The organism is Pseudomonas sp. GP01-A4 (genome assembly GCF_058780865.1).
Window position 1 is genome coordinate 49,845 of the sequence record NZ_JBYSWF010000021.1, and the last position, 21,400, is coordinate 71,244.

21 protein-coding genes and 2 tRNA genes (1 of these 23 running past the window's edge) are annotated in these 21,400 nt (G+C 60.7%); 11 read left to right on the top strand and 12 right to left on the bottom strand.

Annotated elements, in window-relative coordinates; genetic code table 11:
* Positions 1–3 precede the first annotated feature (3 nt).
* From AC3WKX_RS14660 to recX, 6 genes are all read left to right on the top strand, one after another.
* Positions 4–1,011, top strand: coding sequence for a phage tail protein (locus AC3WKX_RS14660; protein WP_102604878.1), 1,008 nt, complete (start codon positions 4–6; stop codon positions 1,009–1,011).
* Positions 1,012–1,125: 114 nt separating this feature from the next.
* Positions 1,126–1,683 carry a glycoside hydrolase family 19 protein gene (locus tag AC3WKX_RS14665; protein WP_023659218.1) on the top strand — a complete coding sequence of 186 codons (558 nt, stop codon included), beginning with the start codon at positions 1,126–1,128 and terminating at the stop codon, positions 1,681–1,683.
* On the top strand, positions 1,671–2,162 hold the full coding sequence (locus tag AC3WKX_RS14670; RefSeq protein WP_102604877.1) for a lysis system i-spanin subunit Rz: 492 nt from the start codon (positions 1,671–1,673) through the stop codon (positions 2,160–2,162). The genes AC3WKX_RS14665 and AC3WKX_RS14670 overlap by 13 nt, the downstream gene beginning before the upstream one ends.
* Positions 2,163–2,233: 71 nt before the next feature.
* Positions 2,234–2,734, top strand: a complete 501-nt coding sequence (locus AC3WKX_RS14675; RefSeq protein WP_003208648.1) for a CinA family protein — start codon at positions 2,234–2,236, stop codon at positions 2,732–2,734.
* A gap of 83 nt (positions 2,735–2,817) precedes the next feature.
* A complete protein-coding gene (gene recA / locus AC3WKX_RS14680; RefSeq protein ID WP_003208645.1) occupies positions 2,818–3,876 on the top strand; it encodes a recombinase RecA in 1,059 nt (352 codons plus the stop codon).
* An 8-nt stretch (positions 3,877–3,884) separates the two neighbouring features.
* The gene (gene recX, locus AC3WKX_RS14685; protein ID WP_003208644.1) at positions 3,885–4,352 is read left to right on the top strand and encodes a recombination regulator RecX; all 468 of its coding nucleotides are present in this window, start codon (positions 3,885–3,887) and stop codon (positions 4,350–4,352) included.
* Positions 4,353–4,519: 167 nt separating this feature from the next.
* Here recX and AC3WKX_RS14690 read toward each other — a convergent pair whose 3' ends face one another.
* Positions 4,520–5,629 carry an LOG family protein gene (locus AC3WKX_RS14690; RefSeq protein WP_087695311.1) on the bottom strand — a complete coding sequence of 370 codons (1,110 nt, stop codon included), beginning with the start codon at positions 5,627–5,629 and terminating at the stop codon, positions 4,520–4,522.
* Between the two features lie 375 nt (positions 5,630–6,004).
* Positions 6,005–6,445: a PA3611 family quorum-sensing-regulated virulence factor gene (locus AC3WKX_RS14695; protein ID WP_003208640.1), complete on the bottom strand. Its 441-nt coding sequence runs from the start codon at positions 6,443–6,445 to the stop codon at positions 6,005–6,007.
* A gap of 205 nt (positions 6,446–6,650) precedes the next feature.
* Between AC3WKX_RS14695 and AC3WKX_RS14700 the strand changes: the two genes are divergently transcribed.
* From AC3WKX_RS14700 to AC3WKX_RS14710, 3 genes are all read left to right on the top strand, one after another.
* A complete protein-coding gene (locus tag AC3WKX_RS14700) occupies positions 6,651–7,361 on the top strand; it encodes a tRNA-uridine aminocarboxypropyltransferase (RefSeq protein WP_003208638.1) in 711 nt (236 codons plus the stop codon).
* 254 nt (positions 7,362–7,615) lie between these two features.
* Positions 7,616–8,266 carry a response regulator transcription factor ErdR gene (gene erdR, locus AC3WKX_RS14705; protein ID WP_003208636.1) on the top strand — a complete coding sequence of 217 codons (651 nt, stop codon included), beginning with the start codon at positions 7,616–7,618 and terminating at the stop codon, positions 8,264–8,266.
* Positions 8,267–8,341: 75 nt separating this feature from the next.
* A complete protein-coding gene (locus AC3WKX_RS14710; protein ID WP_003208635.1) occupies positions 8,342–8,704 on the top strand; it encodes a diacylglycerol kinase in 363 nt (120 codons plus the stop codon).
* Here the strand turns inward: AC3WKX_RS14710 and AC3WKX_RS14715 are convergent.
* Complete coding sequence (locus tag AC3WKX_RS14715; RefSeq protein ID WP_003208633.1) at positions 8,701–9,627, bottom strand: LysR family transcriptional regulator; 927 nt, start codon at positions 9,625–9,627, stop codon at positions 8,701–8,703. The two genes, AC3WKX_RS14710 and AC3WKX_RS14715, sit on opposite strands and share 4 nt — an antisense overlap.
* A 124-nt stretch (positions 9,628–9,751) precedes the next feature.
* Here AC3WKX_RS14715 and fpr point away from each other — a divergent pair, with 124 nt between their 5' ends.
* Complete coding sequence (gene fpr, locus AC3WKX_RS14720; RefSeq protein ID WP_003189055.1) at positions 9,752–10,531, top strand: ferredoxin-NADP reductase; 780 nt, start codon at positions 9,752–9,754, stop codon at positions 10,529–10,531.
* Between the two features lie 118 nt (positions 10,532–10,649).
* Here fpr and tsaA read toward each other — a convergent pair whose 3' ends face one another.
* The 5 genes from tsaA to rimO form a co-directional block, all read right to left on the bottom strand.
* Positions 10,650–11,345 (bottom strand): tRNA (N6-threonylcarbamoyladenosine(37)-N6)-methyltransferase TrmO, encoded by a 696-nt coding sequence (gene tsaA, locus AC3WKX_RS14725; RefSeq protein ID WP_102604876.1) that lies wholly within the window; start codon positions 11,343–11,345, stop codon positions 10,650–10,652.
* 4 nt (positions 11,346–11,349) lie between these two features.
* Complete coding sequence (locus AC3WKX_RS14730) at positions 11,350–11,811, bottom strand: YehS family protein (RefSeq protein ID WP_003208629.1); 462 nt, start codon at positions 11,809–11,811, stop codon at positions 11,350–11,352.
* 77 nt (positions 11,812–11,888) lie between these two features.
* Positions 11,889–12,599: an rRNA pseudouridine synthase gene (locus AC3WKX_RS14735; RefSeq protein ID WP_102604875.1), complete on the bottom strand. Its 711-nt coding sequence runs from the start codon at positions 12,597–12,599 to the stop codon at positions 11,889–11,891.
* A gap of 71 nt (positions 12,600–12,670) precedes the next feature.
* Entirely contained in the window at positions 12,671–13,144 is a 474-nt protein-coding gene (locus AC3WKX_RS14740) for a GNAT family N-acetyltransferase (protein ID WP_003208626.1), read from the bottom strand.
* 103 nt (positions 13,145–13,247) lie between these two features.
* Positions 13,248–14,588: a 30S ribosomal protein S12 methylthiotransferase RimO gene (gene rimO, locus AC3WKX_RS14745; protein WP_003208624.1), complete on the bottom strand. Its 1,341-nt coding sequence runs from the start codon at positions 14,586–14,588 to the stop codon at positions 13,248–13,250.
* Positions 14,589–14,889: 301 nt separating this feature from the next.
* Between rimO and AC3WKX_RS14750 the strand changes: the two genes are divergently transcribed.
* Positions 14,890–16,791, top strand: a complete 1,902-nt coding sequence (locus tag AC3WKX_RS14750; RefSeq protein ID WP_003208622.1) for a potassium transporter Kup — start codon at positions 14,890–14,892, stop codon at positions 16,789–16,791.
* A gap of 54 nt (positions 16,792–16,845) precedes the next feature.
* Here AC3WKX_RS14750 and AC3WKX_RS14755 read toward each other — a convergent pair whose 3' ends face one another.
* The 4 genes from AC3WKX_RS14755 to AC3WKX_RS14770 all read right to left on the bottom strand — a co-directional run.
* Positions 16,846–18,132: a virulence factor family protein gene (locus AC3WKX_RS14755; RefSeq protein WP_003208620.1), complete on the bottom strand. Its 1,287-nt coding sequence runs from the start codon at positions 18,130–18,132 to the stop codon at positions 16,846–16,848.
* Positions 18,132–20,774, bottom strand: coding sequence for a bifunctional lysylphosphatidylglycerol flippase/synthetase MprF (mprF, locus tag AC3WKX_RS14760; RefSeq protein WP_008433574.1), 2,643 nt, complete (start codon positions 20,772–20,774; stop codon positions 18,132–18,134). Before mprF ends, AC3WKX_RS14755 begins: the two co-directional genes overlap by 1 nt.
* A 280-nt stretch (positions 20,775–21,054) precedes the next feature.
* Positions 21,055–21,131: transfer RNA gene (locus AC3WKX_RS14765), tRNA-Met, on the bottom strand.
* A gap of 206 nt (positions 21,132–21,337) precedes the next feature.
* Positions 21,338–21,400 (bottom strand) — tRNA-Met (locus AC3WKX_RS14770); it runs 114 nt beyond the window's last position.

A 21,400-nucleotide genomic window follows, 5' to 3' on the forward strand; every position in this document is an offset into this window, starting at 1 on the left:
ACCATGGCACTTGGATTCACACCGGCGGTGGAAATTTACGGGACCAATGCCGCGCTGCTCAACGAGCGATTACTGGAGTGGGAACACACCGATGCCGCAGGCTTCGTCTCCGACCAACTCAAGCTGACCCTCGACATCGAAGGGCTTGAGGGATTGCCCAGCCTGGGTGGGAGGATCGGCCTGCGGGTCGGTTACCTGGAGACCGGCCTGGAGGACAAGGGGCTCTTCAAGATTACCCAGCGCACCCCGTACCTGTTCCCCCTGCGCCTGGTGCTGGTGGCCACGGCGGCGCCGTTCGACCAGGACGAATTCAAACAGCGCCGCACAGCCAGCCATGGGCCAACCACCCTGGGCGCACTGTTCCGCCAACTGACCACGCATTATGGATTCTCACCCAGGGTCGCGCCGGATCTGGACGCTGAAAAGATCGCTCACATCGACCAGACCAACGAAAGCGACATGAGCTTCCTGACCCGGCTTGCCAAGCGTTTTGATGCGGTGGCCAAGCCTGTCGACGAGCTGTATGTGCTGGGCCGTAAAGGCCAGATCACCTCGCTGTCGGGCAAGCCGCTGCAAGAAGTGCGGCTGTCGGTCACCCGTGATAACCGTCCGGGCGACCGCGCGTTTATCAGCGCCAGTTTTACCGAGACCAGCCGGGCCAAGTTCGAAGGGGCCAAGGCGTCCTGGTGGGATGTCGCTACCTGCAAGAAACGTGAGGTGGAGGTGGGCGGTGCGCCGTTCAAGGTCCTTGCCCAGCGCTACCAGAGCGAAGACGAAGCCAGGACGGCGGCCGAAGGCGAGATGCGCCGGGTTAGCCGTGAAGGCCTGCAGATCAATGTGGTATGCCCCGGCAACCCGGCGTTCCAGGCCGAAGGGCTGCTGGTGCTGGATGAAACCTGGCCCGGCTTCATGCAGGGGCGCTGGTCCATCGACACGCTGAGGGCCGTCGGCAAACGCAAGGAAAGCTACCGATGCACGATCAAGGCGAACGGATTGTCGTCACCGCAATGACGTGCTCGATCGGTTCCTTCTACCCTATCCCCTCGATAGCCAAACGGCCCGCTGGATGGCCTTGGTTGGACGCTGTTGCTCAGTAAATATCTGGGCGTGTGAGAGTAAAAAACGATGCTGATAACACTCCCTCAACTTATCCAGGTAATGCCTGGAGCCCGCCTTAGAGCGGGCATTTTTTTAGCTCCTTTAAACGAGGCTACTGCACGTCACCAAATCACCACACCCAAACGCATCGCCGCCTTCCTCGCCCAAATCGGCCACGAATCAGGCGAACTGCGCTACGTACGTGAACTGGGCAGCGATCAATACCTGAGTAAGTACGACACCGGCACCCTGGCCGCCCGCCTGGGCAACTCCCCGGAAGCTGATGGCGATGGCCAGAAGTATCGCGGCCGCGGCCTGATCCAGATCACCGGCCGGCGCAACTACCTGGCGTGCAGTCAGGCACTGTTCGGCGATGAGCGTTTGTTGCACCAACCGGAGTTGCTGGAGACGCCGCAATGGGCGTGCGAATCTGCCGCGTGGTTCTGGCAGCGCAATGGCTTGAACGAGCTGGCTGACCAGGACCAGTTCACCACCATCACCCGGCGCATCAATGGTGGCCTCAACGGTCTGGAGAACCGTATGCAACTGTGGGCGCGGGCGAAGGCGGTGTCATGGGCTTCCTGACGTCGTGTCGCCTGCTTGGGTTTTGCCTGTTGTTCGCAGTTTCGGCGGGTGTTGCCTGGCAGGTACAGGCTTGGCGATATGGCGCACAACTCGAGCACCTGCAGGCTCTGCATGCCGCAGCACTCAGCCAGCAACAACAGGCCGAACAGGACAAACGGCTGGCACTGGAGCAACAACTCAGCGCCAGCGACCAACAACACACCCGGGAGCTTTCCGATGCACAACGCGCTCAGGCTCACCTGCGGGATCGCCTGGCCACTGCTGATGTGCGGTTGTCAGTCCTTCTCGACGCCAGCGATTCAGGCAACGGCTGCCCAATGCCAGCCACCGCCACCCCCGGCAGCCTGGTTCATGGCGCCCCGCGAGCCCGACTTGACCCGGCGCATGCTCAACGAATTATCGGCATCACCGACGACGGCGACAACGCAATGATCGCCTTGCGCGCCTGCCAGGCGTATGTCCGGGCCGTCGCGCGTTAGTCTCTTGTAACTTGCATGGCCCATTGGCTCCTGTAGGGTAGGCGAACGCCCGTCCACTCCAGGAGATGACCGTGAAGGAAATTACTCAACTCGCCGCTGAACTTGGCCGACGCTTGCAGGTTCTCAATGCCCACGTCACAACGGCCGAGTCGTGCACCGGCGGCGGTATCGCCGAGGCAATCACGCGGATTCCCGGGAGTTCGGCCTGGTTCGAGGCGGGCTATGTCACGTATTCCAATCGCCAGAAGACGCGGCAACTGAATGTGCCGGAAGCTCTGTTCCCCAAGGTCGGTGCCGTCAGCCGCGAAGTGGTGGAGGCGATGGTGCGGGGTGCCCAGGAGAAAAGCCTGGCGCGTTTTGCCGTGGCAGTCAGCGGCGTGGCCGGGCCCGATGGCGGTTCGCCGGACAAGCCGGTGGGCACCGTATGGCTGGCCTGGGGCGTGGGCGATGAGGTTACCGCCGAGCTCGAACACTTCCCCGGCAACCGCGACGAGGTCCGCCGACAAACGGTAAAGGCCGCGCTAGAGGGCTTGTTGCGACGAGCTGCAGCAGAAATAGAAAATCAGGGGTAGGCGATCACGGATCTTTGTGGAACAATACTGTCTACTTATACAGGTGTTGGCCGCCAGGCCTTATTGATTACGTGAGGACTTTAATGGACGACAACAAGAAGAAAGCCTTGGCTGCGGCCCTGGGTCAGATCGAACGTCAATTCGGCAAGGGTGCCGTAATGCGTATGGGCGATCACGACCGTCAGGCGATCCCGGCTATCTCCACTGGCTCTCTGGGTCTGGACATCGCGCTCGGCATTGGCGGCCTGCCAAAAGGCCGTATCGTTGAGATCTACGGTCCTGAATCTTCCGGTAAAACCACCCTGACCCTGTCGGTGATTGCCCAGGCACAAAAAATGGGCGCCACCTGTGCGTTCGTCGATGCCGAGCACGCCCTGGATCCTGAATACGCCGGCAAGCTGGGCGTCAACGTTGACGACCTGCTGGTTTCGCAACCGGACACCGGTGAGCAAGCGCTGGAAATCACCGACATGCTGGTGCGCTCCAACGCCATCGACGTGATCGTGGTCGACTCCGTGGCAGCCCTGGTACCCAAGGCTGAAATCGAAGGCGAAATGGGCGACATGCACGTGGGCCTTCAAGCCCGCTTGATGTCCCAGGCCCTGCGTAAAATCACCGGTAACATCAAGAACGCCAACTGCCTGGTGATCTTCATCAACCAAATCCGGATGAAGATCGGCGTGATGTTCGGCAGCCCGGAAACCACCACCGGTGGTAACGCGCTGAAGTTCTACGCTTCGGTCCGTCTGGACATCCGTCGTACTGGCGCGGTGAAGGAAGGTGACGAGGTTGTCGGTAGCGAAACCCGCGTTAAAGTCGTGAAGAACAAGGTGGCCCCGCCGTTCCGTCAGGCCGAGTTCCAGATTCTCTACGGCAAGGGTATCTACCTGAACGGCGAGATGATCGACCTGGGCGTGCTGCACGGTTTCGTCGAGAAATCCGGTGCCTGGTATGCCTACAACGGCAGCAAGATCGGCCAGGGCAAGGCCAACTCGGCCAAGTTCCTTGCGGATAACCCGGATGTTGCCGCTACGCTCGAGAAGCAGATCCGCGACAAGTTGCTGACCCCGGCACCTGACGTCAAGGCTGCCGCCAACCGCGAGCCGGTTGAAGAAGTAGAAGAAGTCGACACTGACATCTGAAGCAAACGATGAGCGTTGTCCTGGATACACCCGTCGCCGTAAGGCGCACTGCAATGGACCTGCTCGCACGGCGCGAGCATGGTCGAGTCGAGCTGACGCGTAAGCTGCGTCAGCGTGGCGCAGATCCCGAGATGATCGACGCAGCCCTTGACCGTTTGACGGAAGAAGGGCTGCTGTCGGAGTCCCGTTACCTCGAAAGTTTCGTCTCCTACCGAGCCCGATCCGGCTATGGCCCTGCACGAATTCGTGAAGAGCTGAGCCAGCGTGGCCTGCAGCGGGCTGATATCGAACTCGCGTTGCGTGAGTGCGGCATCAGTTGGCAGGCACAACTGGAAGAAACCTGGCGGCGCAAGTTTGCCGGTCATCTGCCTATTGATGCGCGTGAGCGGGCCAAGCAAGGTCGCTTCCTGAGTTATCGCGGGTTTTCGATGGAGATGATCAGTCGCCTGTTGAGCGGTCGGGATATGGATGACTGAAGGCTGCGCCTGGTAAAGGTTGCTCTGATCATTGCGGGGCTTGGTGTGGCGAGGGAGCTTGCTCCCGCTGGGCTGCGCAGCGGCCCCAGCCTGCGCATCGTTCTACCTGACACAACCCAAAAGGCCCGCTATGAAAATAGCGGGCCTTTTTTCGATTCAGTGTCAGGTCACGCCGTCTCCGTCACCCGCTGCTGCGTTTTCCCCTGAGCCTGTGCCCAGTTTTCCGGCAAGTTGATGTAATCCACCAATTCCCGCAACCGTCCCTGATCACGCCCGTTGAAGTTGAACACCAGCCGCGTCAGATGGCTGAAGCTTGGCTCGTCATGCTCTTCGCCGGTGTACGCGATTTGTTGGAAGTCGTCACTGAGGCGAAGACTGGCAAATGCCTCCTGCAGATGGGCCAGTGCGCGGTCACTCAACGGATGATTCATGCGAATCACAAACTGGCGCTTCAGCCAGCGGGTGGAGTGGAAGTTGGCGTAGAACTGGTTGATTTCGTCCACCGCCTCTTCGGCGCTGTACACCAGGCGGACCAGCTTGAGGTCGGTGGGCAGGATGTAGCGATTGGCCTCAAGCTGGCTGCGGATAAAGTCCAGTGCGCCTTGCCAGAAGCTACCGCCCGGTGCATCCAGCAGTACCACCGGTACCAGCGGGCTTTTGCCGGTCTGGATCAGGGTCAGCACCTCCAGCGCTTCATCCAGGGTACCGAAACCGCCCGGGCACAGGATCAAGGCGTCGGCTTCCTTGACGAAGAACAGCTTGCGGGTAAAGAAGAAGTGGAAGGACAGCAGGTTCTCGGTGCCATCGATGGTCGGGTTGGCGTGCTGTTCAAAGGGCAGGGTGATGTTGAACCCCAGGCTGTGCTCCAGGCCGGCACCCTCATGGGCCGCCGCCATGATGCCGCCGCCGCCGCCGGTGATCACCATCAGGTCCGAACGGGCCAGGACCGCGCCCACTTCCCGGGCCAGTGCATACAGCGGGCTTTCCACCGGCGTGCGCGCCGAGCCGAACACCGTGACTTTGCGCCGCCCCTTGAACTGTTCGAGCACGCGGAAGGCGTGGTCCAGTTCCCGGATCGCCTGCAAGGTGATCTTGGCATTCCAGCGGCTGCGGTCGTCCTGGGCCATGCGCAACACGGTGAAGATCATGTCGCGATAAAGGGGGATATTTGGGCTGTTGGGCGCAATCAAGTGGAGTTGCGCGTCGACCTGCTGCGTGAGGTCGGTGCCGTTTTCTTCAAATTGACGGATCAGGAGTTCATTCGGTTCGTAAGGCATTCAACTTCTCCTTCTTCACAGAACCCTGGGTGCCGGCGAGAAATTCGTCGGGACCACGACACTGCATGTGTCGTTGCCTCTGATTAACGAGGTGGGCGATACCGGTTCTGTATATTCCTTATGATTAAAAACCTTTGCATTGCACGCTCAGGAGGGCAACCCTCTTTTGCCCTGAAAATGTTACAGGACGGTGTGAAAACCCGATGTTCCAGGCGTTCAGGATGAATTGATCATGAGCCTATAAAGTCTTGGCTGGCAACCGCTTATTGATCACTTCTGAGGGAGTTTAGACGCTGCCGCGAGCGGACAATGGCGGAGAGTGCAGAGGGGGATATTGCGCGCCGCTGGTCAGCGGCGCGCGACAGGAGGTGTCACTTACTTTTTCTTCTTCGCGGCAGCCGGTGCCGGGCAATCTGCTTCCTGGAACTTCACCGAAGCTACCGGGCGGTTGGTTTTGTTCTCGGTGATTTCATAGCGCATGATCGCGCCCTTGGCCATCAGCTCGCGGTAACCCTTGTTCAGGCACACACTTTGGCCGAGCTGGAAGTACACAGCCTTGGGGTTGGCGCGCATTTGCTCGGCGCGGTCGGGCAGTACGCTCAAATGGTCAATCAGCTGCAAGCCTTCAACGGTGTAGGCAACTTCCAGGGTCTTTTCGTCAATTTCCCGTGGCAGTTCTTTGTTGGTTTCCTCTGCGACGCTTTGCAGCTTCCTGTTCAGTTGAGCCTCCAGCAACGAGGCCGCTTGGGCACCCAGAGGCAACACCAGCGCGAGGGCGACGGACGGAACTACAAGGCGTGGCATAAGACGCAGCATGAAACTCTCCTGATTCGGTTACTGGTGCATAGACCAGCCACTGCGCTGTGCGTTCAGTGGCGCGGGATTATAGGTGACCGCTTGCCCCTAGGGCCAGCCTATTGCCGGGAAGTGCAGGTGGCCGGGGGCGGCTCTGGTAAACTGCGGTAACTTTTGCCTTCCGAGTTCTATCCGTGTCGATTTCCACTTCCCTGCGGCGCACCCGATGAGCCATGCCGTCTCCCGTTTGCGCACGCAGCGCCTGGCCCGTGCCGTAAAACCGTTTGTAGCGCGAGGCTCGCGGGCCGAACGCTGCCCCGGCTGCCGGGTGATTCCCGAGTACTGCCTGTGCGCCTGGCGGCCCAAGGTCCAGGCCAGATCCGGCATGTGCCTGCTGATGCACGACGTAGAGCCGATGAAACCCAGCAACACCGGCTGGCTGATTGCCGATGTGATCAACGACACGACTGCGTTCCCCTGGTCGCGCACTGAGGTTGAGCCGGAGTTGCTGACCCTGCTGGCCGACCCGCAATGGCAGCCATACATCGTCTTTCCCGGCGAATTCGTGGCCCCGGAGCGGGTGGTCCATCAGGTCAGGCTGGAGGAGGGCAAGCGCCCGCTGTTCATTTTGCTGGACGGCACCTGGAGCGAGGCGCGCAAGATGTTCCGCAAGAGCCCGTACCTGGAGCACTTGCCGGTGCTGAGCCTGGCGCCCGAGCAACTGTCGCGCTACAAGCTGCGTCGCTCCAAGCGTGATGACCACTTCTGCACCGCCGAAGTCGCCGCGCTGTGCCTGGAGCTGGCTGAAGATGCCGCAGCCAGTGAAGTCCTGGATGCCTACCTGGACGTATTCAGCACTCACTACCTGGCCGCCAAGTTTCAACTGGCGCTGGACCCGGCCGATGTCGTCCATACTCGCCTTGCACCTTATCTATAGGTGTCATGGCCAGCCGACCTTTGCATGATGGCCGCGCAAACGCGCAGCCCGCTAAAATAGCCACGGGCGTAGCGCTTGACCACCCAGGCTACGCTGGGCATGCTTGGCGCCGATTGGGGCGCTGTCACAGATTGGATACGTCGCTTTTTGACGTTGAACGCGCCCTTTGGTGACTGCTGGCCTGGCAGCCACCTTGCGCGTTGGCGAGCACTGAACCCATCAGTGCCGCCCTAAAAAACAGGATCATTTAATAAATGGCCACATACGAAATCCTGATTGCCGATGACCACCCGCTGTTTCGCAGTGCGCTGCACCAGGCGGTCACGTTGGGCCTGGGGCCGGATGTACGCCTCGTCGAAGTCGCCAGCATTGCCGAGCTGGAAACCCGCCTTACCGAAAAGTCCGACTGGGACCTGGTCCTGCTGGACCTGAACATGCCCGGTGCCTACGGTTTTTCCGGGCTGGTGCTGCTGCGTGGGCAATACCCGCAGATACCGGTGGTGATGGTATCGGCCCAGGAAGAGGCGTCGGTGGTGGTGCGCTCCAAGGAGTTCGGTGCCAGTGGTTTCATTCCCAAGTCCAGCTCCATGGAAGACATCCAGAAAGCCGTGCGCACGGTGCTGGATGGCGATGTCTCCTGGCCGCCGCAGGCCTTTGAAGAGATCAACGTCTCCGACGAAGCCAAGGCCGCGCGTGATGGCCTGGCCAGCCTCACGCCCCAGCAGTTCCGCGTATTGACCATGGTCTGCGAAGGTCTATTGAACAAACAGATTGCCTACGAGCTGAGCGTGTCGGAAGCGACCATCAAGGCTCACGTCACGGCGATCTTCCGCAAGCTCGGCGTACGTACGCGAACCCAGGCGGCGCTGCTCTTGCAACAACTTGAGTCAATTTCGCAGCATTAAGACGCTGTTCATTCACGTTTTTTTGACTTTGCTTGCTCTAGTTTCCCCACACCTTTTTGCTCAGTTGCCTACTCTATGTCGCCTTTCAAGGGTCAAACCGGTATCAAACGTATTTTCAACGCAGGCGGATATTCCCTGGATGGCCTGCGTGCGGCTTTCACCGGCGAGGCGGCGTTTCGTCAGCTGGTGTTGCTCAATGTCATCCTGATCCCGCTGAGTTTCTTCCTTAACGTCAGCCGGGTAGAGCGGGCGCTGCTGATCGCCGTGTGCCTGCTGGCATTGATCGTCGAGTTGCTCAACTCCGCCGTCGAAGCGGCGATCGACCGGATTTCCCTGGACCTGCACCCCTTGTCGAAAAATGCCAAGGACATGGGCAGCGCCGCGCAGTTCGTAGCGCTGACCATGATTACCCTGGTGTGGGCCGTGATCCTGATCTAGGCAATGGTCGGCAGTACGATCTCGTCGCTGCGCTGCACCCCGGCGGTGAACGACCGGCACAGCTCGAGGAATTCGCGCATCGCCGAGGTCTGGTACTTCTGCTTGTGCCAGATGAAGTAGAACTGCCGGGCCAGGTCCAGGTCCGGGGTTTCCACCGGTACCAGGCTGCCACGCCGGAAGGCGTCGCGCAGCGCCAGCCGGGAAATGCAGCCAATCCCCAAGCCTGATTCCACCGCGCGTTTGATTGCCTCGGTGTGTTCCAGCTCCAGGCGGATATTCAGCGCGCTGCGGTGATGCCGCATGGCCTGGTCAAAGGTCAGGCGTGTTCCAGAGCCTTGTTCCCGCAGGATCCAGGCTTCATGGGTCAGCTCTTCCATGGTCGCCTGGCCGCGCTTCGCCAAATGGTGCTGGGGTGCGCAGAACACCACCAGTTCATCTTCCACCCAGGTTTGCACCTCGATGTCCGGGTGGCTGCAGTCGCCTTCGATTAGACCCAGATCAATTTCGTAGTGCGCCACCTGATGCACGATATGCGCAGTGTTCTGCACATGCAGCTTCACCTGGCTCTCGGGATGCTGCTGCATGAAGCTGCCGATCAGCAGCGTGGCCAGGTAGTTGCCGATGGTCAGCGTGGCCCCGACCGCCAGGGAGCCGAAGCCCGACTTGCCGTTGAGCAGGTCCTCGATCTCCTTGGCCTGGTCCAGCAGTGCTACCGCCTGGGGCAATAGCTGGTGACCGAGGGCGTTGAGGCTCAGGCGTTTGCCCGCGCGGTCGAACAATTGGCAGCTGGATTGCCGCTCCAGCTCGGTAATCGACGTGCTGGCGGCGGATTGAGATAAGGCCAAAAGGCCAGCAGCGCGCGAGACGCTTTCCTGCTGGGCGACGGCGACGAAGACTTGCAGTTGACGTAGAGTAAATCGCATATCGATATAACCGATAACCCTTATCTTAATAATCCAGTTAACAGATATTGTCGCCGCCATTAGAATGCTGTGCAATTGCGCATCCATCATTTGGCGCAGACCCATTTCCAGGAGTCCCCCGTACATGAGCAACATGAACCACGAGCGTGTCCTCAGTGTTCATCACTGGAACGACACTCTGTTCAGCTTCAAGTGCACCCGCGATCCGGGCCTGCGCTTCGAGAACGGTCAGTTCGTGATGATCGGCCTGCAACAGCCCAACGGCCGCCCGCTCATGCGCGCTTACTCGATTGCCAGCCCGAACTGGGAAGAGCATCTGGAGTTCTTCAGCATCAAGGTGCCTGATGGCCCGCTGACTTCCCAATTGCAGCACTTGAAGGAAGGCGACGAGATCATCATCAGCAAAAAACCGACGGGCACCCTGGTGCTTGACGATTTGAAGCCGGGCAAACACCTGTACCTGCTCAGCACCGGCACTGGCCTGGCGCCGTTCATGAGCGTGATCCAGGACCCGGAAACCTACGAGCGTTTCGAAAAAGTGATCCTGTGCCACGGCGTGCGTTACGTCAACGAAGTCGCCTACCGCGAATTCATCACCGAGCACCTGCCGCAGAACGAGTTCTTCGGCGAGGCCCTGCGTGACAAGTTGATCTACTACCCGACCGTGACCCGCGAGCCGTTCGAAAACGAGGGCCGCCTGACCGACCTGATGCGCAGCGGCAAGCTGTTCAGCGATATCGGGCTGCCGCCGATCAATCCTGAAGACGACCGCGCCATGCTGTGCGGCAGCCCAAGCATGCTGGATGAAACCAGCGAAGTGCTCAACAGCTTCGGTTTGAAGGTTTCCCCGCGTATGCGTGAGCCGGGCGACTACCTGATCGAGCGTGCGTTCGTCGAGAAATAAGCGCGACGCAAAAAAATGTGGGAGCGGGCTTGCTCGCGAAAGCGGTGTAACAGTCACCAGATGTATTGACTGATCCACCGCTTTCGCGAGCAAGCCCGCTCCCACATTTGTTTCCGGTTTACCCGGCCGACACGACTTCCAGCACACAAATCATCCCGGCTTCGGGATAGTGCCAGCGCACATCAACATCCCAGAACTGCGCCCCGTATTCCCGCTCCGGCCCCGGCGTCTGGTACGCCGGCCGTGGATCCTGCGCCAGGCACTGCTCGATCAACGCCACCAATGGCTCGCCAAGGCGCTGAGCGTGGCCTTCTGCCTGTTGCAGCGCAGTCTTCAGCCACTGCACGGGAATCAGCTGTGGCGCAGCGCTGGCGATGTTGTTGGTCGCAGTGTCAACTATGTCTGCGTACGGCACGTACGGCTTGATGTCGAGAATCGGTGTGCCATCCAGCAGGTCGATCCCGGATATCCACAGGCGTCCATCTTCCACCTTGTCCAGCTTGACCACTGACTGGCCGATGCCGTTGGGCCGGTGCGTCGCGCGGGTGGCGAACACGCCCATGGACGTGTTGCCACCCAGGCGAGGCGGGCGCACTTTCAGGCGGGGCTTGTCTTCCAGCGCCTGGTGGAACAGGAACAGCAGCCACACATGGCTGACCTGTTCCAAACCCTGCACCGCCTCACCCTGGTCGAATGGCGCCACCAACTCCAGCACGCCCCGGGCGGCAGGCGCCAGTTGTGGCTGGCGCGGGATGGCGAACTTCTCCTTGAAGCAGGAGCGGACAAAGCCGATGGGCGAGACGCTGTAGTTCACGGGTTTAGGCGCGAACGCGCAGGGTCAAGCCCTTGAGGAAGTTGCGCAACAGCTGGTCACCACAGGTGCGGTAGTTGGTGTGGCCGAACTTGCGGAACAGTGCGCTCAGCTCAGGCTTGGACACCGGGAACTCGGAGGCCTTGAGGATTGCGTGCATGTCGTCTTCCTTCAGTTCGAAGGCCACGCGCAGTTTCTTCAGGACGATGTTGTTGGTCACCGGCAGTTCGATCGGCTGCGGTGGACGGCTCTCGTCCTTGCCGCGCTTGAAGATCACCAGGCCATCGAGGAAATGCGCCATGACTTCGTCCGGGCAGAACACGAAGCCTTCTTCCTCGTCTTTCTTGAGGTAGGTCAGCAGGTCGTCCTTGGTGACTTCCATGCCGCCGAGCTTGATGATCTCGACCATCTTGTTGTCGCTGATGTCGAGCATGTAGCGCACGCTGCGCAGTACGTCGTTGTGAATCATGGTGGGCAATCCTGGTCATTCAACTGTGGACACCGCCCAGGCAGGCGGTATCGAGAGATTCGGCGGCGAAAAAAGTCTTAGAACTTTTCTTTGCCGGACAGATAGCGCCATTGGCCTACCGGCACTTTGCCGATGGAGACTCCGCCAATGCGGATGCGTCGAATGGCGACGACTTTCAGGCCGACGGCTTCGCAGAACAAGGCAATCACACCCGGTTGCGGGTTTTTCAGCGCAAAGCGCAGGCGGTTCTCGTTCTGCCAGCTGGCTTTCACCGCCGGCAATTCCTTACCTTTGTAGGTCAGGCCATGGTTGAGGCGGTTCAGGCCGTGGGCGACCATGTCGCCGGACACCTCCACCACGTATTCCTGTTCGATCTTGTTCGCGTCAGCGGTCAGCTTGCGCAAAATCTTCCAGTCCTGGGTGAACACCAGCAGGCCGCTGGCCTTGGCTTGCAGGTCACTGCTGGCGGTCAGGCGCAGGAAGTGGCCCTTGAGCGGGCGCTTGCTGAAGCGGTGTTCTTCCGACAGGGTCTCGGCGTTGATCGACGCCATGGCTGTCTCGGCATCCACGCCGACGGGGGCGTGGAACAGGATGGTCACCGGCTCCGGCGCTGTGGCCTTGGCCTCAGGGTCAAGCTCGACCTTCTGGGTGGTGACCTTGAACTGCGGCTCGTCGATCACTTCGCCGTCCACCGTGACCCAGCCGCCTTCGATGAACAGCTCAGCCTCCCGACGGGAGCAACCGACCAGTTCGATGAGGCGTTTGGAGAGGCGTAGGGGTTCAGTCATGACAAGGGCCGAAACAAAAGGGGGCGGCTATTGTACCTGTGTGGCGCCGGTTAATCCCGGCTCCATTTCATTTAGCCGCGACGCGCCTGTGGCTGGGCCTGGCGCAAACGCATGTGCAGCAACGGATAAGGCTGGCCCATGCCGTCATGGTCCGTGCGTCCGATCACCTCAAAGCCCTGCTTGAAGTAAAAGCCCAGGGCCTGCGGGTTCTGTTCGTTGACGTCCAGTTGATCGGCATTCATCGACTCGATGGCATAGCGCAGCAATTGCCGGCCCAGGCCCTGGCCACGGTGCTCGGGGTCGATAAACAGCATCTCGACCTTGCCCGCGGCCACCCCGGCAAACCCGGTGATGCGCTGGCGCGAGTCCTTGGTGCAGATCAGCATCACCGCGTCGAGGTAGCGGGTCAGCACCAGGTTTTTCAGCAGCTCGATGTAACTGTCCGGCAGGAAGTCATGGGTGGCCCGCACCGAAGCCTCCCAGATGCGGGTCAGTTCCTGATAGTCGCTGGATTTGGGTGTATGGATAACCGAATGCTGACGCATGCCCGCTGCCCCTTGCCGATGATTGGCGCCGATGGGCAAAACGATAGACCTAAAAAAGCCCCGCATCTTGTCCAGAGGCAGGGCTTTTTCAATTCTTTACACCTTATGCGCGTTTTTCAGCCCACAGGTCGTACTCGTCGGCGTCGGTCACGGTGCACCAGACCTTGTCGCCTGGCTTCAGGCCGCTGGCATCGTCGATGAACACGTTACCGTCGATTTCCGGCGCATCGAAGAAGCAGCGGCCTACAGCGCCTTGCTCGTCGACTTCGTCGATCAGTACTTCGATCTCACGGCCGATGCGCAGTTGCAGGCGCGCCGAGCTGATGGCCTGCTGGTGCGCCATGAAGCGCTCCCAACGGTCCTGCTTGACGTCGTCCGGCACGATGGCAGCGTCCAGCAGGTTGGCCGGAGCACCTTCCACCGGCGAGTACTGGAAGCAGCCGACGCGGTCCAGCTGGGCCTCGGTCAGCCAGTCCAGCAGGTACTGGAAGTCTTCTTCGGTTTCGCCGGGGAAGCCGACGATGAAGGTGGAGCGGATGATCAGGTCCGGGCAGATCTCGCGCCAGTTCTTGATGCGCGCCAGGGTCTTGTCTTCGAAGGCCGGGCGTTTCATGGCCTTGAGGATTTTCGGGCTGGCGTGCTGGAACGGGATGTCCAGGTACGGCAGGATCTTGCCGGCGGCCATCAGCGGGATCAACTCGTCAACGTGCGGGTACGGGTAAACGTAGTGCAGGCGCACCCATACGCCGAGGCTGCTCAGGGCTTCGCAGAGTTCGGTCATGCGGGTTTTCACCGGCGCGCCGTTCCAGAAGCCGGTGCGGTATTTGACGTCGACGCCGTAGGCGCTGGTGTCCTGGGAGATCACCAGCAGCTCTTTCACGCCGGATTTGACCAGGCGCTGGGCCTCGTCCAGCACGTCGCCCACCGGGCGGCTCACCAGTTTGCCGCGCATCGACGGGATGATGCAGAAGCTGCAGCTGTGGTTGCAGCCTTCGGAAATCTTCAGGTAGGCGTAGTGGCGCGGCGTCAGCTTGATGCCCTGCGGCGGCACCAGGTCGATCAGCGGGTTGTGGTCCTGGCGCGGCGGCACTACGTCGTGCACGGCGTTGACCACTTGCTCGTACTGCTGCGGGCCGGTCACGGCCAGCACGCTCGGGTGCACGTTGCGGATGGCGCCTTCTTCCACGCCCATGCAGCCGGTGACGATCACCTTGCCGTTTTCCTTGATGGCTTCGCCGATCACTTCCAGGGACTCGGCCTTGGCCGAGTCAATGAAGCCGCAAGTGTTGACCACCACCACGTCCGCGTCCTGGTAGGTGGACACGACGTCATAGCCTTCCATGCGCAGTTGCGTAAGGATGCGTTCGGAGTCGACCAGAGCCTTTGGGCAACCCAGGGATACAAAGCCGACCTTGGGGTTGGCTTTTGCGATGGTGGTGGACATGTCTAACCTCGGTATTGAATGACGCCGCCCGTCGTGCACGAAAGGTGGCGGATGGGCACTTGGTGTGCCTCTGATCAAAAAGTGCGCAATTCTAGCGACGGGAATCGCTCTTGACCAGCTTTATGCAGGGAAATACGACGAGTGCTGCGCTATGCTTCGCGCCGTTGCACCTGAGTGAATTTCCTCGGTCAATAAATCGTCTGTAACGAGAAGTAAAACAGCGCATGCTGTGGACAGCATAGGCGCCCGCAGCAGGCGCGCTGTTTATAAAAGACCGCAGGTCAAAGGGCAGGAGTGGTTGATGGGTCAGGCAAGTAGTCAGGCAGCAGGTGCCGAGCAGTCCAACGCAAAGCCGATCGGCATGCTGGTGGCGGCAGTGGGGGTGGTTTACGGCGATATCGGCACCAGCCCGCTCTACACCCTTAAAGAGGTGTTTGCTGGCGGTTATGGGGTTCAGGTCAATCACGACGGGGTCTTCGGGATCCTGGCGCTGATTTTCTGGTCGCTGGTCTGGGTCGTTTCGATCAAGTACGTGCTGTTTATCCTGCGCGCGGATAACCAGGGCGAGGGCGGCATCATGGCCCTGACGGCTTTGGCCCGGCGGGCGGCGGCACCTTACCCCAAGTTGCGTTCGGTGCTGGTGATTCTCGGCCTGATCGGTGCGGCGCTGTTTTACGGCGACAGCATGATCACCCCGGCGATCTCGGTATTGTCGGCGGTCGAAGGCCTGGAACTGGCGTTTGATGGCCTTGAGCGCTGGGTGGTGCCGCTTTCGCTGGTGGTGCTGGTGGGGCTGTTCCTGATCCAGAAACATGGCACGGACCGCATCGGCAAGCTGTTCGGCCCGGTGATGGTGCTGTGGTTCCTGGTGTTGGCCGGCCTGGGCATCCATGGAATCATCCAGCACCCTGAGGTGCTCAATGCCCTCAACCCTGTGTGGGGCGTGCGCTTCTTCATCGTTCACCCTGGCATGGGCGTGGCGATTCTCGGTGCGGTGGTACTGGCATTGACCGGCGCCGAGGCGCTGTACGCCGACATGGGCCACTTCGGACGCAAGCCGATTGCCCGTGCCTGGTTCGCCCTGGTGCTGCCGGCGTTGGTGCTCAACTACTTTGGCCAGGGCGCGCTGCTGCTGGAAAATCCAGAGGCAGCCCGCAACCCGTTCTACCTGCTGGCACCGGAGTGGGCTCTGGTCCCGCTGGTGGCGTTGTCCACTTTGGCCACCGTGATTGCTTCCCAAGCGGTGATCTCCGGGGCGTTCTCCCTGACCCGTCAGGCGATCCAGCTCGGTTACATCCCGCGCATGCATATCCAGCACACTTCCAGCGCCGAGCAAGGCCAGATCTACATCGGCGCGGTGAACTGGTCACTGATGGTGGGCGTGATCCTGCTGGTGCTGGGCTTCGAGTCCTCCAACGCCCTGGCTTCGGCCTACGGTGTGGCGGTGACGGGCACCATGTTGATCACCAGCATTCTGGTGTCGGCGGTGATGCTGTTGCTGTGGAAATGGCCGCCGGTACTGGCTATCCCGGTGTTGATCGGTTTCCTGTTGGTGGATGGGCTGTTCTTTGCCGCCAACGTGCCGAAGATCGTGCAGGGTGGTGCGTTTCCGGTATTGGCGGGGATTGTGTTGTTTATCCTCATGACCACCTGGAAGCGCGGCAAGGAGCTGCTGGTGGACCGGCTGGACGAAGGTGGGCTGCCGCTGCCGATCTTTATCAGCAGTATCCGTGTGCAGCCGCCGCATCGCGTGCAAGGCACGGCGGTGTTCCTGACCGCACGCCCGGATGCCGTGCCCCACGCCTTGCTGCATAACTTGCTGCATAACCAGGTGCTGCATGAGCAGGTGGTGCTGTTGACGGTGGTCTACGAAGACATCCCGCGTGTACCGGCCCAGCGTCGTTTCGAGGTCGATTCCTATGGCGAGGGCTTCTTCCGGGTGATCCTGCACTTTGGTTTCGTCGATGAACCGGACGTGCCCGAAGCGCTGAAGCTGTGCCATCTGGATGACCTGGATTTCAGCCCGATGCGCACCACCTACTTCCTCAGCCGCGAAACCGTGATCGCGTCCCGCATCAAGGGCATGGCGCGTTGGCGCGAAGGGTTGTTCGCGTTCATGCTGAAGAACGCCAACGGCAACCTGCGCTTCTTCAAGTTGCCGGTTAACCGGGTGATCGAGCTCGGCACTCAAGTAGAAATGTAAGCCCAACAAAAAGCCCCCGGTGCCTTGCGGCAGCGGGGGCTTTTTTGTGGGCGCTTATTCGGCCGGGGTCTTGCCCTGGCGCTTCTCGATGATGTCTACCAGACGCTTGGCCAGCGCCGGGTAGTTCTCGTCGAAGTGATGGCCGCCAGGCAGCTTCACGGCTTCGCCGACAGCGGTCTTGTCGGTGCAGCCACTCTCGTCGACTTCTTCGGCACCGTAGATGCACACCACCTTGTCGGCCGGCAGCTTGGCCATTTCCGGGCCGGTCGCAGCTTCCTTGCCGGCGTTGCCCAGCCAGCCTTCCACTTCGATCTCGAAGCTGCCGGTGCGGGCGAAGGCCAGCAGGATGATCGCGTCTACACGCTGCTGCTCGTTTTCCGGCAGGCGGTTGTAGATGGCCGGCAGCACATCGGCGCCGAACGAGTAGCCGGTCAGCACGAAGCGCTTGGTGCCCCATTTCTGCCGGTAGTGCTGCATCAGCTCGGCGAGGTCCTTGGCGCTTTGTTCCGGAGTCTTGTGCTGCCAGTAGTAGCGCAGGGTATCGATGCCCACCACCGGGTAGCCGATCTTGGCCATTTCACCGGCCACGTCGCGGTCCAGGTCACGCCAGCCGCCGTCACCGGAGAGGAACAGGGTGACGGTGTCCTTGGCCTGCCCAGCCGGCACTTCGACCACCGGGATCGCCAGGCCGCCGTTGTCCGAGCCTACCAGTTGCTTGCGCAGCTCGTTGTTCAGCACTTGCGGGTAGTGAACGTCGTAGTCGCTGATGCTGGTGGTAGCACGCGGTGTATCGCGTACAAAACTGGCAGCATCGTCGTCAGGGTTATCGTTCCAGGCCACCAGCCAGCTACCGTGGGCCGAAGTCTTCGGCAACGGGTCGTTGCAGCCTGGCTGCGCCAGCGCGAAGCCGACGGAGATGGCATTGGCCTTGTCGTCGTTCTGCGCGGCCAGCCAGCGCCAGGCCAGGGCTGCGCCAGGGCCGATGCCGCTGACCAGGGTCGCCGGGCCGGCGAGCTGGCCGAGGGCGGTTTGCAGGGCCTGTTCCTGCAGCTTGCAGTCATCCTTGGGCAGGATTACCTGGACGATCTGCGCTGCTCCGCCCTGGCTCAGGGCGATCAGTTGGCTGTCGGTCAGGGTTTCGTCGGCCAGCACGGCCACGGCCACGCGGGCCTTGGGCGCAGTACCCGGGGTGACGCGGGTCAGGACCGTGCCATCGGCCTGGGGCAGTTGTTCCAGAGTAGGTTGCGGTGCAGGGCGGTTCCAGTACCAGTAGCCGCCACCGAGGATCAGTGCCAGTACCACCAAAAATGCCAATACATACCGCCAGGAGCGTCGAATCATCAGCGTTTCACCAATCCAGTCAAGCCGCCCGCAATCAGGGCGGCGGTGTCGGCCAGTGCCACCAGCGGATCAAGTCCTGCGGGCACGGCCATATAACGGGGTTCCCAGTCAGGCTGGAACTTGTCTTTGAAGCGGCGCAAGCCTTGGAAGTTATACAGTTGCTCGCCACGGCGGAACACCATCGAGCCCAGGCGTTGGGTCAGCGGGGCGCCACGTCGTGGTTGCAGGCCCGACAACGGCACCATGCCGAGGCTGAAGCGGGCGTAGCCATGGTTCTTATAATGTTGAATCAGGCCGACCATCATGAATTCCATGGTCAGTTTCGGCGCGTCCGGGTGCGCACGCATCAGGTCGAGACTGGCCAGGTCGTGGCTGTAGGTCTCAAGCAGGTTCGCAAACGCTACCGGGCGCCCTTCGAAGCGAATGATCGCAATACGAAAGTGCTTGAGGTAGTCGTCGCTGAATCGTCCAAGGGAAAAGCCTTTTTCCCGCACGTTCTTGCCGGTCAGCCATGCGTCGGAGATGACTTTCAACTCCTCCATCGGGGCCTGGCCGGGTTCGTGGATCTCCAGGGACAAGCCATCACGGGTCCCGCGGTTCCAGGTGTAGCGCAGGTCCTTCATCTCTTTGCCCTTGGCTTCCAGGTCAAAGCGTTTGAGGTCGACCCGGGCTTCTTCACCCAGTTTGATCGCGGTGAGGCCGATGTCCATGTAGTACGGCAGGTTCTCCGCGCGCACCTGGTAGAACACCGGGCGGGCGTGGTGAATGTCGCACAGGTCGCGGAACTGCCAGATCATCTCGGCCCGTTGCAGGGTCGGGCCAATCGGATCGTACAAGGCCACCAGGCTGCGACCGCGACGAGCGTACATCAGGAACGCTTCGTCGTTGGGGTGAAACAGCAGGGCCTTGTCGCCGGTCAGCGCCAGGCCGCCGTCGGGTTGTGCGGAGTTCATCAGGATCTTGGTGGCGCGCTCCAGTTCATCCGGTGTCGGCAAGTGGATGATCGGGCGCGCGGTACGCAGCAGCCAGGTCAGCGACACCACCACCAGCACCACGGCCGCGCCCAGCAGCGAACGCAGGCCCCGTGGGGCGTTGGCGTCGAGGGTGAACTGCCACCACAACTGATGGCTGTAGGGCACGTCCTGGTAGGCGAACAACAGCAGCCAGATCGACGCACCGAGTACGCACACGCTGGCCACCAGGTACAGCGGCGAGAACGGCAGTTCGGTCAGGCGGCTGGCGCGGTAGAACGAGCGCCGGAAGATCGCCAGCAGCACTGCCGTCATGGTCATCAGGCTGGCTTCTTCCCAGTCGAAACCCTTGAGCAGGGAGAGCAGGGCGCCGGTCAGCAACAGCACCATGGTCAGCATCCACGCCGCGGACAACCGTCGACGCAGGCCCTGGGCCAACAGAAGGCAGAGCACGCCGATCAGGCTGGCACCAAAGTGCGACGCGTCAATCAGGCGATGAGGAATCAGGAAGCCGATGTTTTCCAGGCGTGAGTCGATTTCCGGGGTTGCGCCGGAAAACAGCAGGACCACGCCTGACAAAAAAACCAGTACGGCCAGGATCGGTGCAGCAAGGCCCGAGGCCGCCCGCAGGCTTTGTTGCGTATGGAACAGGCGCTGGGCTTCATTGACCAGCAGGAACACACAAGCGATCAACAGCGGCAGCACCACGTAGATCATCCGGTACAGCAGCAGTGCGGCCGCCAGTGGCGCGGCACCGAGCTTGTCGGCGAAGGCAGCCAGCAGGATTGCTTCGAACACCCCGACGCCACCGGGTACATGGCTGAGCACACCGGCGGCCAGGGCCAGCAGGTACACCAGCAGGAACGGGCCAAAGGGCGGCGCTTCCGGCAGCAGCATATACAGCACGGTAGCGGCCGCAGCCACGTCGAGGGCAGTGATGATCAGTTGCAGGAAGGTCAGGCGACGGCCCGGCAGGCGCAAGGTGCGACGCCCGGCCCTGACCAGCAGGTTGTCCGGATACGGTTGTTCCGGCAGGCGGCGGCGGTAGATGCCGATGCACAGTGCGGCTGTTAACAGCAACACAGCGCCGGCGATGCCGCCGAGCAGGCTGGCGGGTAGATGCAAGGCATTGGACGCGGCAGGCAGGTTGCTCAGGGTGGCCAGCGCAGCGAGCGGCGGCAGGGCGCAACCCAGGGCCAGGCTGGCAAACACGGTCATGCGCGCCACTTCCGAAGCGCCGATGCCATACCGTGCATATAAACGGTAGCGTACCGAGCCGCCCGAGAGCATCGACAGACCAATCGCGTTACCGATGGCGAATGCTGTAAAGCCGCCGTAGGCCAGAGTCTTGGCAGGCAGCTTCACGCCGGCATAACGGGCACCGGAAAATTCATAGCCCAACAAAATGATAAAGCCGGCGACAGCAGCACCGAACGCACCCAGCAGTGCAGGCTTGGGTACTTCAAGGATTGAATCGTGGAGCGCGTACAGATCCAGTTCAAGCAACAGGTGGCGACAGGCGATAAGGGCGATTGCGAACAGCAACAAGGTGACGGCCAGCCCGATGGGTTGGCGGTATTTGCTCAACAGATCCAGCCAGCGCAAACGGGTGGGAGTGATCGGTTGTGTCGCTGTGACAGAGTCTTGTGGTTCAGACGAGTTGGCGCGCATCAATCACCTCGTGGATTGTGCGCGACAGGATGGAGGTATCCAGCCAAGTTACCAATCCCTATGGACAAAATAATTACAAATATTAACGCGTATCGCGAAGTGCGGCGACAGCGCCCATTGGTCGTAGAAGGACAGTGCTTGAAGACTTAGCATAGCTTGCAATGAGATGGACTCTACAAACCGTGTACGGTTTCATGAAAGATGCCATGCCATTGTTTCAAAAGGACTTTTTCGTCAGATACAAAAAAGGCCACTCTTTCGAGCAGCCTTTTTTGATGTTTGGTTGCGGGAGCCGGATTTGAACCGACGACCTTCGGGTTATGAGCCCGACGAGCTACCAGACTGCTCCATCCCGCGTCTGTGTGGCGGCATTCTACAGAGCAACGGCGGGGTGTCAACCGTTAATCGAACGATGGGTCAAATAAGTGCAATTTAGCGTCGGATTGTCACGCGGGTGCGGTAAGTGCGCGATTGGGAAAGGTTTTTTGTCAGACAATCGAAACGAGGGCTAAAACAGACAGGCACAAAAAAGGCCACTCTTTCGAGTAGCCTTTTTTGATGTTTGGTTGCGGGAGCCGGATTTGAACCGACGACCTTCGGGTTATGAGCCCGACGAGCTACCAGAC